This is a genomic window from Burkholderia sp. A2, assembly GCF_001729305.1.
In the GTDB taxonomy this organism is placed as follows: domain Bacteria; phylum Pseudomonadota; class Gammaproteobacteria; order Burkholderiales; family Burkholderiaceae; genus Burkholderia; species Burkholderia sola.
The window spans coordinates 124702-143240 of the sequence record NZ_LZXX01000085.1 but is presented as its reverse complement, the minus strand read 5'-3'; the positions used below and the strand labels follow the sequence as shown (position 1 = coordinate 143240).

General features: G+C 66.8%; 16 protein-coding genes and 1 pseudogene. 11 read left to right on the top strand and 6 right to left on the bottom strand.

Annotated features, from left to right (window positions below):
- From A9Z05_RS09615 to A9Z05_RS09600, 4 genes are all read right to left on the bottom strand, one after another.
- On the bottom strand, positions 1-883 hold an 883-nt coding region (locus A9Z05_RS09615; RefSeq protein ID WP_069617874.1), incomplete at its 3' end, for a molybdopterin molybdotransferase MoeA.
- 246 nt (positions 884-1129) lie between these two features.
- Positions 1130-2581 (bottom strand): threonine synthase, encoded by a 1452-nt coding sequence (gene thrC, locus A9Z05_RS09610; RefSeq protein WP_069617873.1) that lies wholly within the window; start codon positions 2579-2581, stop codon positions 1130-1132.
- Between the two features lie 10 nt (positions 2582-2591).
- Positions 2592-3920: a homoserine dehydrogenase gene (locus A9Z05_RS09605; protein ID WP_069617872.1), complete on the bottom strand. Its 1329-nt coding sequence runs from the start codon at positions 3918-3920 to the stop codon at positions 2592-2594.
- Positions 3921-3973: 53 nt separating this feature from the next.
- Entirely contained in the window at positions 3974-5212 is a 1239-nt protein-coding gene (locus A9Z05_RS09600; RefSeq protein ID WP_069617871.1) for a pyridoxal phosphate-dependent aminotransferase, read from the bottom strand.
- A gap of 304 nt (positions 5213-5516) precedes the next feature.
- Here A9Z05_RS09600 and A9Z05_RS09595 point away from each other — a divergent pair, with 304 nt between their 5' ends.
- From A9Z05_RS09595 to A9Z05_RS09555, 9 genes are all read left to right on the top strand, one after another.
- Complete coding sequence (locus A9Z05_RS09595; protein WP_069617870.1) at positions 5517-5891, top strand: Mth938-like domain-containing protein; 375 nt, start codon at positions 5517-5519, stop codon at positions 5889-5891.
- A 123-nt stretch (positions 5892-6014) separates the two neighbouring features.
- The gene (locus tag A9Z05_RS09590; protein WP_069617869.1) at positions 6015-7691 is read left to right on the top strand and encodes a glycosyltransferase family 39 protein; all 1677 of its coding nucleotides are present in this window, start codon (positions 6015-6017) and stop codon (positions 7689-7691) included.
- A 13-nt stretch (positions 7692-7704) separates the two neighbouring features.
- Entirely contained in the window at positions 7705-8076 is a 372-nt protein-coding gene (locus A9Z05_RS09585) for an EamA family transporter (protein WP_069617868.1), read from the top strand.
- A gap of 139 nt (positions 8077-8215) precedes the next feature.
- The gene (locus A9Z05_RS09580) at positions 8216-9367 is read left to right on the top strand and encodes a DegT/DnrJ/EryC1/StrS aminotransferase family protein (protein WP_069617867.1); all 1152 of its coding nucleotides are present in this window, start codon (positions 8216-8218) and stop codon (positions 9365-9367) included.
- A gap of 6 nt (positions 9368-9373) precedes the next feature.
- Positions 9374-10426 carry a glycosyltransferase gene (locus tag A9Z05_RS09575; protein ID WP_069617866.1) on the top strand — a complete coding sequence of 351 codons (1053 nt, stop codon included), beginning with the start codon at positions 9374-9376 and terminating at the stop codon, positions 10424-10426.
- Positions 10423-11370, top strand: coding sequence for a formyltransferase (locus tag A9Z05_RS09570; protein WP_069617865.1), 948 nt, complete (start codon positions 10423-10425; stop codon positions 11368-11370). The genes A9Z05_RS09575 and A9Z05_RS09570 overlap by 4 nt, the downstream gene beginning before the upstream one ends.
- The gene (locus A9Z05_RS09565; protein ID WP_084044176.1) at positions 11367-12422 is read left to right on the top strand and encodes a bifunctional UDP-4-keto-pentose/UDP-xylose synthase; all 1056 of its coding nucleotides are present in this window, start codon (positions 11367-11369) and stop codon (positions 12420-12422) included. Before A9Z05_RS09570 ends, A9Z05_RS09565 begins: the two co-directional genes overlap by 4 nt.
- Before the next feature lie 13 nt (positions 12423-12435).
- On the top strand, positions 12436-13332 hold the full coding sequence (locus tag A9Z05_RS09560) for a polysaccharide deacetylase family protein (protein WP_069617863.1): 897 nt from the start codon (positions 12436-12438) through the stop codon (positions 13330-13332).
- 108 nt (positions 13333-13440) lie between these two features.
- Positions 13441-13902, top strand: coding sequence for a peroxiredoxin (locus A9Z05_RS09555; protein ID WP_069617862.1), 462 nt, complete (start codon positions 13441-13443; stop codon positions 13900-13902).
- A 198-nt stretch (positions 13903-14100) separates the two neighbouring features.
- Here the strand turns inward: A9Z05_RS09555 and A9Z05_RS38390 are convergent.
- Positions 14101-14342, bottom strand: a pseudogene (locus tag A9Z05_RS38390) (hypothetical protein); the annotation flags it as partial.
- Between A9Z05_RS38390 and A9Z05_RS09550 the strand changes: the two are divergent.
- Positions 14238-16040 carry a PhoH family protein gene (locus A9Z05_RS09550; protein WP_069617861.1) on the top strand — a complete coding sequence of 601 codons (1803 nt, stop codon included), beginning with the start codon at positions 14238-14240 and terminating at the stop codon, positions 16038-16040. The pseudogene A9Z05_RS38390 and the gene A9Z05_RS09550 overlap by 105 nt on opposite strands.
- Before the next feature lie 235 nt (positions 16041-16275).
- Positions 16276-17367, top strand: a complete 1092-nt coding sequence (locus A9Z05_RS09545; RefSeq protein WP_069617860.1) for a C40 family peptidase — start codon at positions 16276-16278, stop codon at positions 17365-17367.
- A gap of 151 nt (positions 17368-17518) precedes the next feature.
- On the opposite strand, the gene A9Z05_RS09540 is transcribed toward A9Z05_RS09545, so the two are convergent.
- A complete protein-coding gene (locus tag A9Z05_RS09540; RefSeq protein WP_069617859.1) occupies positions 17519-18529 on the bottom strand; it encodes an inorganic phosphate transporter in 1011 nt (336 codons plus the stop codon).
- Positions 18530-18539 lie beyond the last annotated feature (10 nt).

The window sequence follows — 18539 nt, the reverse complement described above, 5'->3', positions numbered from 1 at the left end:
CCGCGCCGTACGCGAGCGGCTTGCCGGGCTTCATAGCGATCTGCCACAGCGCGAGCCGCCCTTCGGCCTCGACGGCCGGCTTTACGTGATCCTCATCGCCGACCGACACGCCGCCGCTCGTCAGGATCACGTCGTGGTCGCGGGCGGCCTCGCGCAGCGTGTCGCGCGTCGCGGCCAGCGAGTCGGGCACGATTCCGTAGTCGGTCACGTGGCAGCCGAGCCGCTCGAGCAGCCCGCGCAGCGTGAAGCGATTCGAGTTGTAGATCGCGCCGGGCTTCAGCGGCTCGCCGGGCATCGTCAGTTCGTCGCCGGTGAAGAACACCGCCACGCGAATCCGCCGCGCGACCGACAGTTGCGCACAGCCGACCGATGCGGCGAGACCCAGCGCCTGCGGCGTGAGCCGCGTGCCGGCCGACAGGATCACCGAACCTTGACGGATATCCGCGCCCTGCGCGGTGATCCATTCGCCGGCCTTCGGCGTGTGCAGGATCTCGACCGCGTCGCCGTCGGCCGACGTCTGCTCCTGCATCACGACGGCGTCGGCGCCGGGCGGCACCGTCGCGCCGGTGAAGATCCGCGCGGCCGTGCCGGCCGCGAGCGGTTGCGCCTGATGCCCGGCCGGGATGCGCTGCGACACCGGCAAACGCCGATCGCCGTGCAGCAGGTCGGCGACGCGCACCGCATAACCGTCCATCGCGCTCGTATGCATCGGCGGCACGTCGAGCGGCGAGCTCACGTCGGCTGCCAGCACGCGGCCGAGCGCGTCGAGCGTGGCGACGGTTTCGGCGCCGGGCAGCGGCTTCGCGGCATCGAGCAGCGCGGCGAGCGCTTCGGCGGTCGACAGCATCGGCGCGCGCGGCGCCGCGGGATTCGGGTTCGACATCGATGGAATCGGGGATCGTTGGAATCAATACGTCATTGTAGCGACGCCGCCGTGCGCACGCGCGATATGGCGCACATGCGAAGACTGTGATCGGCGCGAGCCCGCAGGTCTGGCACTTGTTTCGCACCACATGCGAGGTCCGGGGCCAAAACCCGCGGGCCAAACGAAACGGCCGGAACCCCGATCCGTTCGACGAATCGGCATTCCGGCCGTCCTACGCGACCGGGCCCGCGGCCCGGCCGTGCGTCATGCGCGTGTATGGGCGGCGATGAAGTCCTTCACCTGCTGCGCGTCGGCCTTCACGACCTCGAAACGCTGCGGCAGCGCCTCGAGCCCGTCGAATGCGGCCGGCCGCTCGGCTTCGCGATCGAGCGCTTCGCGAATCGTCTCGCCGAACTTGATCGGCTGCGCCGTCTCGAGCACGACCATCGGCACGCCGGCCTCCAGATGCTCGCGCGCGACCTTCACGCCGTCGGCCGTATGCGTATCGATCATCGTGTCGTAGCGCGAGAACACGTCGCGGATCGTCGCGATGCGGTCGGCATGGCTGCTGCGGCCCGACACGAAACCGAATTCGGCGACGCGCGCGAAATCGCCGCTCGCCGCGAGATCGAAACCGCCCTTCTCCTCGACGTCGCGGAACAGTTGCATCACGCGCGCCGGATCGCGGCCGAGCAGGTCGAACACGAAGCGCTCGAAGTTCGACGCCTTCGAGATGTCCATGCTCGGGCTGCTCGTGTGATAGGTGTTCTCGGCGCTGCGCACGCGGTATGCGCCGGTGCGGAAGAATTCGTCGAGCACGTCGTTCTCGTTGGTCGCGACCACCAGCTTCGCGATCGGCAGCCCCATCATCCGCGCGATGTGGCCCGCGCACACGTTGCCGAAGTTGCCCGACGGCACCGTGAACGACACGCGCTCGTCGTTGGACTGCGTCGCCGCGAAATAGCCCTTGAAGTAGTACACGACCTGCGCGACGACGCGCGCCCAGTTGATCGAGTTGACCGTGCCGATCTTCTGCTGCGCCTTGAACGCGTGATCGTTCGACACGGCCTTCACGATGTCCTGGCAGTCGTCGAACACGCCTTCGACTGCGAGGTTGAAGATGTTCGGATCCTGCAGGCTGAACATCTGCGCCGTCTGGAACGCGCTCATCTTCTTGTGCGGCGACAGCATGAACACCCGCACGCCGGCCTTGCCGCGCATCGCGTATTCGGCCGCGCTGCCGGTGTCGCCCGACGTCGCGCCGAGGATGTTCAGCGCTTCGCCGTGCTTCGCGAGCGTGTACTCGAACAGGTTGCCGAGCAGCTGCATCGCCATGTCCTTGAACGCGAGCGTCGGGCCGTTCGACAGTTCGAGCAGCGACAGCGCCGCGCCGTGCTCGGCGCCGAGCGTCTTCAGCGGCGTGATGTCGGACGCGTTCTCGCCGTGGCGCGTGTTGCTGTACACGGCGGCCGTGTACGTGCGCCGCGTGATCGCGCGCAGGTCGTCGGCCGGCACGTCGTCGCAGAACTTCGACAGGATCTCGAACGCGAGATCCGCGTACGGCAGCGTGCGCCAGCGCGCGAGCTCGTCGGCGGACACCTTCGGATATTCGGCCGGCAGGTAGAGCCCGCCGTCCTTCGCGAGACCGCCGAGCAGGATGTCGGAGAACGTATGGCGCTCGCCGATGCCGGCGCCGCGCGTGGAGATGTAGTTCATGTCGTCAGCCTCAGTTCAGCGCTTCCATGCGCAGCTTCGTCACCTTCGACACGACGGTCGCGAGGCTCTCGATTTGCGCGATCGCCGCATTGACGTTCTTCTCGACCGTCTCGTGCGTGATCAGGATGATGTCGGTTTCGCCGTTCGCGCCGTCGATCTGCTCGGACTCCTTCTGCAGCAGCGCGTCGATCGAGATGCCCGATTCGGCGAGGATGCGCGTGATCGCGGCGAGTACGCCGGTCTGGTCGGCGACGCGCAGGCGCAGGTAGTAGCCGCTCGTCACTTCCTCGATCGGCAGGATCGGCGTGTTCGACAGGCTGTCCGGCTGGAACGCGAGATGCGGCACGCGATGCTCGGGGTCGGCCGTATGCAGGCGCGTGACGTCGACGAGGTCCGCGACGACCGCCGATGCGGTCGGCTCCGCGCCCGCACCCTTGCCGTAGTACAGCGTCGTGCCGACCGCGTCGCCGTGCACGACGACCGCGTTCATCGCACCCTCGACGTTCGCGAGCAGCCGCTTTTCCGGGATCAGCGTCGGATGCACGCGCAGCTCGATGCCGTTAGCGGCGCGGCGCGCGATGCCGAGCAGCTTGATCCGGTAGCCGAGTTCTTCCGCGTAGCGGATGTCGGTCGCGTCGAGCTTGCTGATGCCCTCGACGTACGCGCGGTCGAACTGCACCGGCACGCCGAACGCGATCGCGCTCATGATCGTCGCCTTGTGCGCGGCGTCGACGCCTTCGATGTCGAAGGTCGGATCGGCTTCCGCGTAGCCGAGTTCCTGCGCGGCCTTCAGCGCGGTCGCGAAGTCGAGCCCGCGGTCGCGCATTTCCGACAGGATGTAGTTCGTCGTGCCGTTGATGATGCCGGCGATGTACTGGATGCGGTTCGCGGTCAGGCCTTCGCGCAGCGCCTTGATGATCGGGATGCCGCCGGCGACGGCCGCCTCGAACGCGACCATCACGCCTTGCTCGCGCGCGGCTTCGAAGATCTCGGTGCCGTGCACCGCGAGCAGCGCCTTGTTCGCCGTCACGACGTGCTTGCCGTTCGCGATCGCGCGCAGCACGAGCTCGCGCGCGATGCCCGTGCCGCCGATCATCTCGGCGATGATCGCGATCGACGGATCGTCGACGACCGCGTTGAAATCGTCGGTGATCTGCGCGGTGCCGGCGTGGGCGCCGAGCGCGGCCTGCGCCTTGGCCGGGTTGCGCACGGCAATGCGCGCGACCTCGATGCCGCGCCCCGCGCGTCGTTTGATTTCTTCCTGGTTGCGGTGCAGCACCGTGAAGGTGCCGCTGCCGACGGTGCCGAAGCCCAACAGGCCAACTTTGATCGGTTCCATGCTGCGTGTGATCGATGAGTAAGAAGTAGTGAGTTCCGTGTGGCCCTGCCCGCTCAGACCGAATGGCGCTTGCGGTAGCCGTCGAGGAAGCGTGCGATCCGGTTGATCGAATCGGTCAGGTCGTCGAGGTTCGGCAGGAAGACCACGCGGAAGTGGTCCGGCGTCGCCCAGTTGAAACCCGTGCCCTGCACCAGCAGCACGCGCTCCTCGAGCAACAGGTCGAGAATGAACTGCTGGTCGTTCTGGATCGGGTAGAGCTTCGGGTCGAGGCGCGGGAACATGTACAGCGCGGCCTGCGGCTTCACGCAGGTCACGCCCGGGATCGACGTCAGCATGTCATACGCGAGTTCGCGCTGCTTGTACAGGCGCCCGCTCGGCACGATCAGCTCGTTGATGCTCTGGTAGCCGCCGAGCGCCGTCTGGATCGCGAACTGGCCGGGCACGTTCGCGCACAGGCGCATCGACGACAGGATGCCGAGCCCTTCCAGGTAATCCTTCGCGCGCCGGCGGTTGTCGCCGCCGAGGCCCGACACGGCCATCCAGCCCGCGCGATAGCCGCACGACCGATAGCTCTTCGACAGGCTGTTGAACGTGACGGTGATCACGTCCTCCGACAGCGCGCCGAGCGCCGTGTGCTCGAGGCCGTCGTAGACGATCTTGTCGTAGACCTCGTCCGCGAACACGATCAGCCCGTGCTGGCGCGCGATCTCGAGCAGCTCCAGCAGCAATTCGTCGGAATAAAGCGCGCCGGTCGGGTTGTTCGGGTTGATCACGACGATCGCCTTCGTGTTCGGCGTGATCTTGCTGCGGATGTCGTCGAGATCGGGCATCCACGCGTTCTGCTCGTCGCACACGTAGTGCACGGGCGTGCCGCCCGACAGGCTCACGGCCGCCGTCCACAGCGGGTAGTCGGGCGCGGGCAGCAGCACTTCGTCGCCGTCGTTCAGGAGCGCCTGGGTCGCCATCACGATCAGCTCGGACGCGCCGTTGCCGATGTAGATGTCGTCGAGGCCGACGCCGACGACGCCCTTTTCCTGCGTGTAGTGCATCACGGCCTTGCGCGCCGAGAACACGCCCTTCGAATCCGAATAGCCGGACGACGCCGGCAGGTTGCGGATCATGTCCTGGATGATTTCGTCCGGCGCGTCGAAACCGAACGGCGCGAGGTTGCCGATGTTCAGCTTGATGATGCGGTGGCCTTCTTCCTCGAGGCGCTTCGCGTGCTCGAGCACCGGGCCACGGATGTCGTAGCAGACGTTGAGCAGCTTGTTCGACTTCTGAATCGGTTTCACGACGACACGGTTCCTGGGTTGGCCTTGCGGCCGGGGGGACGGGATCAAAACTGGAAAGCGGCCGGTCTGTGCACGCTGTCTAGACTGGGAAAAAGCGGCGGTCGGACGCGGCTTGTGGCGACGCACGACGCAAGTGGCGCCCGCAGGCGGCCAAAAAGTTATAATTTAGCGGATTTTGGCCGACTTTCGCAATGCACCATAGCCGCGCCGGGCCCGCGCCGTCGGGCGTCCGCGCGCGAAACCGGCCCGCCGGGCCCGTACGGCCCGGCCAACCCATTCCCCTACGGAACCGCGGAATACCGATTTGAAACTGCACCAGGACACGAGCGGCGCGCTCAACACCGTCACCGGCTACGGCCCCGATTATGTCGACGTCAATCTCGAACGCCATGAAACGAGCGTCATCGTGCTGCCCGGCGCGCCGGTCCAGGCCTGGCCCGTGTCGTCGTTCGACGCGCTCGCGCCCGAGCATTTCGCGATGCTGCTCGACCCGACGCCCGAACTCGTGATCTTCGGCAGCGGCGCGCGGCTGCGCTTCCCGCACCCGCGGCTCGTCGCGGCGCTCGCCGCGAAGCGGATCGGCGTCGAGACGATGGATTTCCAGGCCGCCTGCCGCACCTACAACATCCTGATGGCCGAAGGCCGCAAAGTCGCCGCCGCGCTCTTAATTGAACGTTAATCGCCGATGCGGTAAAACACGGGCCGGCGCAGCGGGTCGATCCCCGGATCGCCCGGCCAGGCCGCCCCGCCCCCGGCGCACCCCGCCGGCGGCCCGTCACAACAATCAACAGGCTGAAAATCCATGAACGATACGCCGTCGAGGCTACCGCTCAATCGCATCACGCTCGTCCTCCTGCTCGTCGCATTCGCGATCGTCTGGTTCGCGCCGCTCGGGCTGCGCCACCTGATCCCGAGCGACGAAGGCCGCTATGCGGAAATGGCGCGCGAGATGTTCGTCACCGGCGACTGGATCACGCCGCGCTACAACGGCTACAAGTACTTCGAGAAGCCGCCGCTGCAAACCTGGCTGAACGCGCTGACGTTCGCATGGTTCGGCATCGGCGAATGGCAGGCGCGCCTGTATACCGCCGTCGCGAGCTTCGCCGGCGTACTGCTCGTCGGCTACACCGGCGCGCGCCTGTTCAACCCGCTGTCGGGCTTCCTCGCGGCCGTCGTGCTGGCCAGCGCGCCTTACTGGAACCTGATGGGCCACTTCAACGCGCTCGACATGGGACTCGCGTTCTGGATGGCGCTGTCGCTGTGCTCGCTGCTGCTCGCGCAGCGGCCGGGGCTGCGCCCGGCCGCGGTGCGCGGCTGGATGTGGGCGTGCTGGGCCGCGATGGCGTTCGCGGTGCTGTCCAAGGGCCTCGTCGGGCTGATCCTGCCCGGCGCCGTGCTCGTGCTGTATACGCTGATCGCGCGCGACTGGGCGCTGTGGAAGCGCCTGTACCTCGTCAGCGGCCTCGTGATCTTCTTCGCGATCGTCACGCCGTGGTTCGTGCTCGTCCAGCAGCGCAACCCCGAGTTCTTCAACTTCTTCTTCGTCGTCCAGCAGTTCCGCCGGTACCTGACCCCGGAGCAGAACCGCCCGGGCCCGCTGTACTACTTCGTGCCGGTGCTGCTGGTCGGCTTCCTGCCGTGGCTGTCGGTCGCGTGGCAGAGCATCCGCCATGCGCTGCGCATGCCGCGCCAGCCGAACGGCTTCTCGCCGATGCTCGTGCTGCTGATCTGGAGCGCATTCATCTTCCTGTTCTTCAGCGCGTCGCATTCGAAGCTGATCTCGTACGTGCTGCCGGTCGCGCCGGCGCTCGCGCTGATCATCGGCGCGTATCTGCCGTTGATGACGGCCGACCGCTTCCGCCGCCACCTGCTCGGTTATCTCGTGTTCTTCGTCGCCGCGGCGTTCGGGATCATCTTCCTCGCCTACCAGGGCGACGCCCGCACGCCGAACGCGCTGTACCGCGCGTTCCAGATGTGGCTGTACGCCGGTCTCGCGGTCTCGGCCGCGCTGACGCTCGCGGCCGCGTGGCTGAACCGCCGCGCGGGCGTGGCCGCCGCGCTCGCCGCGTTCGGCGCCGCGTGGCTCGCGTTCGGCACGATCGGCGGCACCGGGCACGACGAATTCGGCCGCTACAGCTCGGGCGCGCTGCTCGCGCCGGCCGTACGCGCCGAACTGGCGAAGCTGCCACCCGACACGCCGTTCTACTCGATCGAAATGCTCGATCACACGTTCCCGTTCTACGTGGGCCACACGACGATCATGGTCCAGCGTCAGGACGAGCTTGCGTTCGGGATCTCGGTCGAGCCGAACAAGTGGATCCCGACCGTCGGCGAATGGGTCACGCGCTGGAAGCAGGACACCCATGCGCTCGCGATCATGCCGCCCGGCCAGTACGACGCGCTGGTCAAGGAAGGCGTGCCGATGCGCGTGGTCGCGCGCGACAACCGCCGCGTGATCGTCGAAAAACCGCAATCGTAAGGACGTCCTTCGCATGAACCCCGTTTCGTTCGTCTGCATCATCACCGGCGTGATGCTCAACGCCTGTGCGCAACTTCTGCTGAAAGCCGGCGTCAACGCCGTTGGACACTTCGAATTCAGCCGTGCGAACATCATCCCGGTCGGGTTCAAGATCGCGACCCAGCTGCCGATCATCGGCGGGCTCGGCTGCTACGTGCTGAGCGTCGTCGTGTGGATCCTCGGGCTGTCGCGGGTCGACGTGTCGATCGCGTACCCGATGCTGTCGCTCGGCTACGTCGTCAACGCGTTCGCGGCGTGGTACCTGTTCGGCGAGGTGCTGTCGGTCCAGCGGCTCGTCGGCATCGGCATCATCCTGATCGGCGTGGTCGTGCTCGCGCGCAGCTGAGCACGGCCGCGGCCCCGGCGTTCGTTAAGCGTCCGCCTACAAAAAATCACGGTACGAATCGGCCAACCGGTGTTTAATGCCGGTTTCGGACGGTTCGCCCGACCCTTTTATTACACGCCATTACAGGCCCAACGCGTTCATGAGCCAGACTACCGCTCCGTTTCTGCCGTTCACCCGCCCCGAGATCGATGAGGAAACCATCCAGGGCGTCGTCGACGTGCTGCGCTCGGGCTGGATCACCACCGGCCCGCAGTGCCAGAAATTCGAAGCCGCGCTGTCCGAGTACTGCGGCGGCCGTCCGGTCCGCGTGTTCAATTCGGGCACCTGCACGCTCGAGATCGGCCTGCGCATCGCGGGCGTCGGCCCCGGCGACGAGGTGATCACGACGCCGGCGTCGTGGGTCTCGACCAGCAACGTGATCATCGAAACCGGCGCGACGCCCGTGTTCGCGGACATCGATCCCGTCACGCGCAACATCGACCTCGACAAGCTCGAGCAGGCGATCACGCCGCGCACGAAGGCGATCATCCCCGTGTTCCTGTCCGGCCTGCCGGTCGACATGGACCGCCTGTACGCGATCGCCCGCGCGCACCACCTGCGCGTGATCGAGGATGCCGCGCAGGCGTTCGGCTCGACGTGGCACGGCAAGCGCATCGGCGCGATCGGCGACATCGTGTCGTTCAGCTTCCACGCGAACAAGAACCTGACGACGATCGAAGGCGGCGCGCTCGTGCTGAACAACGAGGACGAAGCCGTGCTCGCGCAGAAGTACCGGCTGCAGGGCATCACGCGCACCGGCTTCGACGGGATGGACTGCGACGTGCTCGGCGGCAAGTACAACCTGACCGACGTCGCCGCGCGCGTCGGCCTCGGCCAGCTGCCGCACATCGAGCGCTTCACCGCGCAGCGCCGCGCGCTCGCCCGCGCGTATTTCGCCGCTTTCGACGGCGGCGCGGCCGTGAAGCTGGGCCTCGGCCTGCCGGTCGCCGAATTCGAGAACGGCAACTGGCACATGTTCCTGGTCACGCTGCCGCTCGAGCGACTGACGATCTCGCGCGCCGAATTCATGGCGCAGATGAAGGAACGCGGCATCGGCACGGGCATCCACTACCCGGCGATCCATCTTTTCACGCTGTACCGTGCGCGCGGTTTCAAGGAGGGGATGTTCCCCCACGCCGAACGGTACGGCGCGTCGACCGTCACGCTGCCGCTGTTTACGCAGATGACGGAAGGCGACGTGCGTCGCGTGGCCGACGCCGTCAATCAGATTTGCGAACAATACGGAAAATAAGCGTACATGAGTCACCTTGAAGCACGCGCCGGGCATCCGGGCGCCGGGCACCCGGGCGCCGCGCACCTGGACGCCGGCCGACCCGAAGTCTCGGTCATCATCCCCGTGTACAACGAGGAAGACGGCCTCGCCGCGCTGTTCGCGCGACTGTATCCGGCGCTCGACGCACTCGACGCGTCGTACGAAGTGATCCTGATCAACGACGGCAGCCGCGACCGCTCGGCCGCGATGCTCGCCGACCAGTTCCACGTACGGCCCGACACGACGCGCGTCGTGCTGCTCAACGGCAACTACGGCCAGCACATGGCGATCCTCGCGGGCTTCGCGCAGTCGCGCGGCGAGATCGTCATCACGCTCGACGCCGACCTGCAGAACCCGCCCGAGGAAATCGGCAAGCTGATCGCGAAGATGCGCGAGGGCTACGACTACGTCGGCTCGATCCGCAAGCAGCGCCAGGACAGCCTGTGGCGGCGCAAGGCGTCGCAGATGATGAACCGGCTGCGCGAGCGCATCACGCGCATCAAGATGACCGACCAGGGCTGCATGCTGCGCGCGTACAGCCGCCGCATCATCGACACGATCAACGTGTGCGGCGAAGTCAACACGTTCATCCCCGCGCTCGCGTACACGTTCGCGCAGAACCCGACCGAGATCGAGGTCGCGCACGAGGAACGCTTCGCGGGCGAATCGAAGTATTCGCTGTACAGCCTGATCCGGCTGAACTTCGATCTCGTGACGGGCTTCTCGGTCGTGCCGCTGCAGTGGCTGTCGTTCATCGGCGTGATCCTGTCGCTCGGCTCCGCCGCGCTGTTCGTGCTGCTGCTCGTGCGCCGCTTCATCGTCGGCGCGGAAGTGCAAGGCGTGTTCACGCTGTTCGCGATCACGTTCTTCCTGCTCGGCGTGATCATCTTCGCGCTCGGCCTGCTCGGCGAATACGTCGGCCGCATCTACCAGCAGGTGCGCGCGCGCCCCCGCTACCTGATCCAGGCGGTGCTCGAGCAGCACGACGGCATGCCGCCGGTGCCCGCCGGCGCGAACCGCCCGGGAGCCGCGCAATGAAGCCGCGCGCGGTCGTCTTCGCGTATCACAACGTCGGCGTGCGGTGCCTGCAGGTGCTGCTCGCGCGCGGCGTCGACGTCGCACTGGTCGTCACGCACGAGGACAATCCGAACGAGAACATCTGGTTCGGCAGCGTCGCATCCGTCGCGGCCGAGCACGGCATTCCGGTGCTCGCGCCAGCCGACCCCGCCGATCCGGCGCTGCGCCGCGCGGTGTCCGACGCGCGGCCCGATTTCATCTTCTCGTTCTACTACCGGCACATGCTGCCGGTGGACCTGCTCGCGATCGCGCCGCGCGGCGCATACAACATGCACGGTTCGCTGCTGCCGAAATACCGGGGTCGGGTGCCGACCAACTGGGCCGTGCTGAACGGCGAGACCGAGACCGGCGCGACGCTGCACGAGATGGCCGCGAAGCCCGACGCGGGCGCGATCATCGGCCAGACGGCGGTGCCGATCCTGCCGGACGACACGGCCGCGCAGGTGTTCGACAAGGTCACGGTGGCCGCCGAGCAGACGCTGTGGCGCGTGCTGCCCGCGTTGCTCGCGGGCGAGGCGCCGCACCTGCCGAACGATCTCGCGACCGGCAGCTACTACGGCGGGCGCAAGCCCGAGGACGGCCGCATCGACTGGTCGAAACCGGCCGCGCAGGTCTACAACCTGGTGCGCGCGGTCGCGCCCCCGTATCCGGGCGCATTCACGGACGTCGATGGCGCCCGCTTCGTGATCGCGCGCGCGCGCCTCGCGGCGCCCGGCAGCGCGGCAGCGGCCGCCGCGGCAGATTTGCCGCCCGGCCTGCACGTAAGCGATAATGCGCTATTCGGCGTCTGCGGCGACAGCCGCGCCCTATCCATTCTCGAGCTCCGGCAGCAACGCGACGGCAGCGAAACCGTCGTGACGCCCGCGGAATTCGCGCAGTTCATTCATTCTTCCCGTCATTCATGAAAGCAAAAAAAGTCCTGATCCTGGGTGTGAACGGCTTCATCGGCCATCACCTGTCGAAGCGCATTCTTGAAACCACCGATTGGGAAGTGTTCGGCATGGACATGCAGACCGACCGGCTGGGCGACCTCGTCAACCACGAGCGGATGCATTTCTTCGAAGGCGACATCACGATCAACAAGGAGTGGGTCGAGTATCACGTGAAGAAGTGCGACGTGATCCTGCCGCTCGTCGCGATCGCGACGCCGGCGACCTACGTCCAGCAGCCGCTGCGCGTGTTCGAACTCGACTTCGAGGCGAACCTGCCGATCGTGCGTTCGGCCGTCAAGTACGGCAAGCACCTCGTGTTCCCGTCGACCTCCGAGGTCTACGGCATGTGCTCGGACGAGCAGTTCGACCCGGACGCGTCGGCGCTCACCTACGGCCCGATCAACAAGCCGCGCTGGATCTACGCGTGCTCGAAGCAGCTGATGGACCGCGTGATCTGGGGCTACGGGATGGAAGGCCTGAACTTCACGCTGTTCCGTCCGTTCAACTGGATCGGCCCGGGCCTCGATTCGATCTACACGCCGAAGGAAGGCAGCTCGCGCGTGGTCACGCAGTTCCTCGGCCACATCGTGCGCGGCGAGAACATCAGCCTCGTCGACGGCGGCTCGCAGAAGCGCGCGTTCACCGACATCGGCGACGGCATCAGCGCGCTGATGAAGATCATCGAGAACAAGGACGGCGTCGCGTCGGGCAAGATCTACAACATCGGGAATCCGAAGAACAACTTCTCAGTTCGCGAGCTCGCGCACAAGATGCTCGAACTGGCCGCGGAATTCCCCGAGTACGCCGATTCGGCCAAGCAGGTGAAGCTCGTCGAAACGACGTCCGGCGCCTACTACGGCAACGGCTACCAGGACGTGCAGAACCGCGTGCCGAAGATCGACAACACGATGCAGGAACTCGGCTGGGCGCCGCAGGCGACGTTCGACGACGCGCTGCGCAACATCTTCGAAGCGTATCGCAGCCACGTCGCCGACGCGCGCGCGCTCGTCGAACAGCAAGGCTGACCGGGACGTTCGCTTGGCTCGCATCGTCCTCAAGATCGACGTCGACACGCTGCGCGGCACGCGCGAAGGCGTGCCGAACCTCGCGCGCATCTTCGAGCGCTTCAACGCGCGCGCGACCTTCCTCTTCAGCCTCGGGCCCGATCACACGGGCTGGGCGCTGCGGCGCGTGTTCCGCCCGGGCTTCCTGAAGAAGGTGTCGCGCACGTCGGTGGTCGAACACTACGGCGTGAAGCAGCTGATGTACGGCGTGCTGCTGCCCGGCCCCGACATCGGCCGCCGCGCGATCGCCGACATGCGCGCGATTCACGAGGCCGGCTTCGAATGCGGGATCCACACGTGGGATCACGTGGTCTGGCAGGACAACGTGCGCGTGCGCGATCGCGACTGGACCGCGCGTGAAATGCAGAAGAGTCACGCGCGCTTCATCGAGATCTTCGGCGCGCCGCCCGTCACGCACGGCGCGGCCGGCTGGCAGATGAACGACGCCGCATTCGAGCAGATCGACGCATGGGGGATGCGCTACGCATCCGACGGTCGCGGCCATTCGCCGTACCTGCCCGTCGTCGGCGGCCGCACGCTGTCGCACGTGCAGATGCCGACCACGCTGCCGACGCTCGACGAAGTGCTCGGCGTCGACGGCGTCGATGTGCACAACGTCGCCGCGCACATCCTCAAGTTCACCGAAACCAATCCGCACGACCAGGTATTCACGCTGCATGCGGAGCTGGAAGGCCAGAAGCTCGCGCCGGTGTTCGAGCAACTGCTCGCCGGCTGGCGGGCGCAAGGCCACACGTTTGCGACGATGGGCGACTACCACGCGACGCTGGACCGCGACTCGCTGCCATCGTACCCTGTCGCGTGGGGCGAAATCCCCGGCCGCTCCGGCGAACTGGTCGTCCAGCCCGATTGAATTCGCCGCGAGCCGGCGTCGCCGCTCCGCCCTTGCGGCGCGCTGCCGCGACGCTCCGCCGAACCGCGCCGCCGCAGCGGCGCCATTCCATAACAACAGGAGAAGCACGTGTCCGTCGAAGTTGACCGTCAAGTTCCCGATTTCACCGCACCGGCCACGGGCGGCGACATTTCGCTGTCCGGCCTGAAGGGCAAGAAGCTCGTGCTGTACTTCTATCCGAAGGACAACACGCCGGGCTGCACGACCGAAGGGCTGCAGTTCCGCGATCTCTATCCGAAGTTCAAGAAAGCCGGTGCGGAAGTCATCGGCGTGTCGCGCGACAGCATGCGCTCGCACGACAATTTCAAGGCCAAGCTCGAACTGCCGTTCCCGCTGATCTCCGATGCCGACGAAGCGCTGTGCGCGTTGTTCGATGTCATCAAGATGAAGAAAATGTATGGCAAGGAAGTGCGCGGAATCGAGCGCTCGACGTTCCTGATCGACGCCGACGGCGTGCTTCGCCAGGCATGGCGCGGCATCAAGGTACCGGGTCACGTGGACGACGTGCTAAAGGCTGTACAAGCGCTTTGAGGCGCGTTATATTGGGCCGCAATGAATGCCAGTTCGCCCCATATTTCTCGTAGCTGCGCCGGTGCCCGTTGCATTGCTTCCCGGCACCTGACGCGCATCACGACGGCATCAGCCGAGCCGCATGCCCCTGTCGACGGGGCAGCGGCTTTTTTTATGGAACGCGCGCCGGCCCACCCCGGTCCGGCCCTTACCGCATCGAGGAGCTGATCGACACTTAGGCGAACCGGCTAGACGAAATTCCTGTGCGCCACCGCGCGCAAACTGCATGCGTCTACGTCACGCAGGATGCGATCAGCGGCGCACGCCATGCGACACGATTCCTCCCGAGGGACACCATGCCTTTGCCTACCCCCCCCAGCAAGCTCGGCAGCCTGCTGCCGCCCGACGAATACAAGGCGAAAGCGCGGCCCGCGAAAGCCGCGAAGAAATCCGCCGAAGGGGACGCATCCACAGCCGGTGACTACGGTCCGGCCAGCGTGGCCCAACCGATGATCGAAGCCGCGAACACGGCCGCGCCGCTGCGCGCCGTCGCGTCTTCGGCGCCCGAGGCCGCGAGCGCCCCCGCGCGCGGCCGCAAGACGAGGCAGACGGCCGCGCTGCTGCAGCCGCTGCAGGCGCCCGCCGAACCCGCGGCGCCGGTCGTCGCACGCAACGACAAGCCGGCTGCCGACAAACCGGCCGCCGCGCCCGCGCGCGATGCAGGCGCCGCGACGAAGTCGCGCAGCCGCAAGCCCGCCGAAGCCGAACTGCAGAAGCTGTTCGTGCTCGACACCAACGTGCTGATGCACGACCCGAGCAGCCTCTTCCGCTTCGAGGAACACGACGTCTATCTGCCGATGATGACGCTCGAGGAACTCGACAACCACAAGAAGGGGATGTCCGAAGTCGCGCGTAACGCCCGTCAGGTCAGCCGTACGCTCGACGCGCTCGTCGCCGACGGCGGCCCGATCTCGGCCGGCATTCCGCTGTCGCGCCTCGGCAGCCGTGACGCGCTCGGCCGCCTGTACTTCCAGACGAAGCTCGCCGACATCGCGCCCATCGAAGGCCTGCCCGAAGGCAAGGCCGACAACCAGATCCTCGGCGTCGTGCGCGCGCTGCAGCGCGACCGGCCCGATCGCCAGGTCGTGCTGGTGTCGAAAGACATCAACATGCGGATCAAGGCGCACGCACTCGGCCTGCCCGCGGAAGATTACTTCAACGACCAGGTGCTCGAGGATTCGGATCTCCTGTACAACGGCGTGCGCGAACTGCCGCAGGATTTCTGGACCAAGCATGCGAAGGGCATGGAGAGCTGGCAGGACACGAAGACGGGCACCACGTACTACCGCGTGACCGGCCCGCTCGTCGCGTCGATGCTCGTCAACGAGTTCGTCTATCTCGAGCCGCAGAACGGCGAGCCGACGTTCCATGCGATCGTCCGCGAGCTGAACGGCAAGACGGCGCTGTTGCAGACGCTGCGCGACTACAGCCACCACAAGAACAACGTGTGGGGCATCACCGCGCGCAATCGCGAGCAGAATTTCGCGCTGAACCTGCTGATGAACCCCGAGATCGACTTCGTCACGCTGCTCGGCCAGGCCGGCACCGGCAAGACGCTCGTCGCGCTCGCGGCCGGCCTCGCGCAGGTGCTCGACGACAAGCGCTACAACGAGATCATCGTGACGCGCGCGACCGTGCCCGTCGGGGAGGACATCGGTTTCCTGCCGGGCACCGAGGAAGAGAAGATGCAGCCGTGGATGGGCGCGTTCGACGACAACCTCGAAGTGCTGCAGAAGACCGACGACGCGGCCGGCGAATGGGGCCGTGCGGCGACGCAGGAGTTGATCCGCTCGCGTCTGAAGGTGAAGAGCATGAACTTCATGCGCGGCCGCACGTTCGTCGACAAGTATCTGATCATCGACGAGGCGCAGAACCTGACGCCGAAGCAGATGAAGACGCTCGTCACGCGCGCGGGCCCGGGCACGAAGATCGTGTGCCTCGGCAATATCGCGCAGATCGACACGCCCTACCTGACCGAAGGCAGCTCGGGCCTGACCTACGTCGTCGACCGCTTCAAGGGCTGGGGCCACAGCGGCCACGTGACCCTCGCGCGCGGCGAACGCTCGCGGCTCGCCGACTACGCGTCGGACATTCTGTAACGCGCACGCCGGCCCGTCGGCCGGCTTTCGACGCCACGCGGCGCTCCGTTTTCGGAGCGCCGTTTTTATTTGGGGTCGAAGACAAAGGTAACGCTTCGTCACGCAACCATGCAGTTTACGCGCGAAACTTCAAGTAAATTCTCAAGAATGGTTGCTTAAGCCCCGCCGGAGCGTCTACCATCGGGTCTGTCTGTTGTCATACGATTCGCGAGCGGTCGCGCTCGCCCGCCTTGCCATGCTTCGAATCTGGGTTCCCGTCGCCGTCGTCTCCCTGCTTGCGGCCTGCTCCAGCGTGCCGCCGCAGTCGGCATCGCGTTCCGCGTCGGGCATGAAGATCACGACGCCGCGCGCCTTCCCGGCGCCCGCCAATTTCCCGAAATTCGTCGACCACAGCGTCGGTCAGGAAGAAATCTCGATCCAGGCGATGAGCCTCGTCGGCGTCCCGTATCGCTGGGGCGGCAACACGCCGACGAGCGGCTTCGACTGCAGCGGGCTCGTGCGTTACGTGATCGGCCGCGCGGCCGACGTGAACCTGCCGCGCACGACCGCCGACATGAGCGGCCGCGGCGTGTCGATCGAACCCGACGAGATCGCGCCGGGCGACCTGATTTTCTTCAATACGACCGGACGGCCGCATTCGCACGTCGGCATCTATGTCGGCAAGCTGCGCTTCGTCAACGCGCCGTCGACGGGCGGCACCGTGCGGCTCGACTATCTGACGAACCCGTACTGGGCCAAGCGATTCGACGGCATTCGCCGTGTCGCGCCGCCGCGCTCGGCCCCGACGCCGTTCGATGCGCCGACCTACGAGGCCAAGCGCGACGAGCCGCGCAATTCGCCGGCGGTCGCGGCCGCTCCGGTGGTCGTGACGGCTGCGGCCATGCCGCGGCAGCCTGCGCCGTCGCAAGCGAGAGCGACGCCGGCGCAGGCTCCCGCTCCGGCCGCGCCGAGCACGCCCGTCGTGACGGCTGCCGCAGCCGCACCGGCAACCTCGACCGCCGATCCGTACGAACCGCCGCCACCGCGGATGCGGGCGGCCCAGCAGCAGGCCACGTCGGTGAATGACGACGCGGCCGCGATGACGGCCAATGCCGCACCGGCCGCGCCGGCGGAAGTCGGCACGCAGATTCCGACGACCGCGCTGACGGCCGCCCAGGCCGCCGCGTTCGATGCCGAACCGCCGCCCGCCGCCGCGTCGGCGCCCCCACGCAGTATCGAGCCCGCGCCCGTGCAGGTATGGCGCGCGTCGACGCAGTCCGCACCCGTCAGCCCGCGCACGAGTACGGCCGACGATCCGATCGCGCGGTTCGCGAACGGCAGTTACTGACCGGTTGTTGCTTACCGAGCGACGGTGACGTCGACGGCATTCGCAGTCGGCCCATCCGCGTCGCAGCACGCTTTGGGGCAACCCCCAAAAAAAATGCGCCGCAGCCTTTCGGCTTGCGGCGCATTTCATGTCGACCCGACAGCGTCGGCGATCAGAAGATCTGATGCCCGAGCCACCACCCGCCGGCCGCGAACAGCGCGGCTGCCGGCAGCGTCAGCACCCACGCCCACACGATGTTGCCGGCGACGCCCCAGCGCACGGCCGACAGCTTCTGCGTCGCGCCGACACCGACGATCGCGCCGGTAATCGTGTGCGTGGTCGACACCGGAATGCCGAGGAACGACGCGACGAACAGCGTGATCGCCCCGCCGCTTTCCGCGCAGAAGCCGCCGACCGGCTTGAGCTTCGTGATCTTCTGGCCCATCGTGCGCACGATACGCCAGCCGCCGAACAGCGTGCCGAGGCCCATCGACAGATAGCATGCGCCGATCACCCAAGCCGGCGGCGCATCGGCGGCAGCCGACGCGTAGCCGCTCGCGATCAGCAGCATCCAGATGATACCGATCGTCTTCTGTGCGTCGTTGCCGCCGTGGCCCAGGCTGTACAGGCCGGCCGACAGCAGCTGCAGCCGGCGGAAGCGCCGGTCGACCTTGCTGGGCGCGGTACGGAAGTACAGCCACGACACGCCGAGCATGAACAGCGAACCGAGGATGAAACCGAGCAGCGGCGAAATGAAGATGAACGCGATCGTCTTCAGGAGACCGTCGACGTTCAGCGCACCCCAGCCGGACTTCGCGAGCGCCGCGCCGACGAGGCCGCCGATCAGCGCGTGCGACGAGCTCGACGGAATCCCGTAATACCAGGTAATCACGTTCCAGCCGATCGCACCGACCAGCGCGCCGAACACGACGTAATGGTCGACGATCTCGGGATCGATCGTGCCTTTACCGACGGTCTGCGCGACTTTCAGGTGGAAGATGAAGTACGCGATCACGTTGAACGCGGCCGCGAACACCACGGCCTGCTGGGGCTTCAGCACCCCGGTCGACACGACGGTGGCGATCGAGTTCGCCGCGTCGTGAAAGCCGTTCATGAAGTCGAATACGAGCGCGACGAGCACCAGCGTCGCGACCATCCATAGGGCGAGTTGTATCGAATGCATCGTGGTCCGC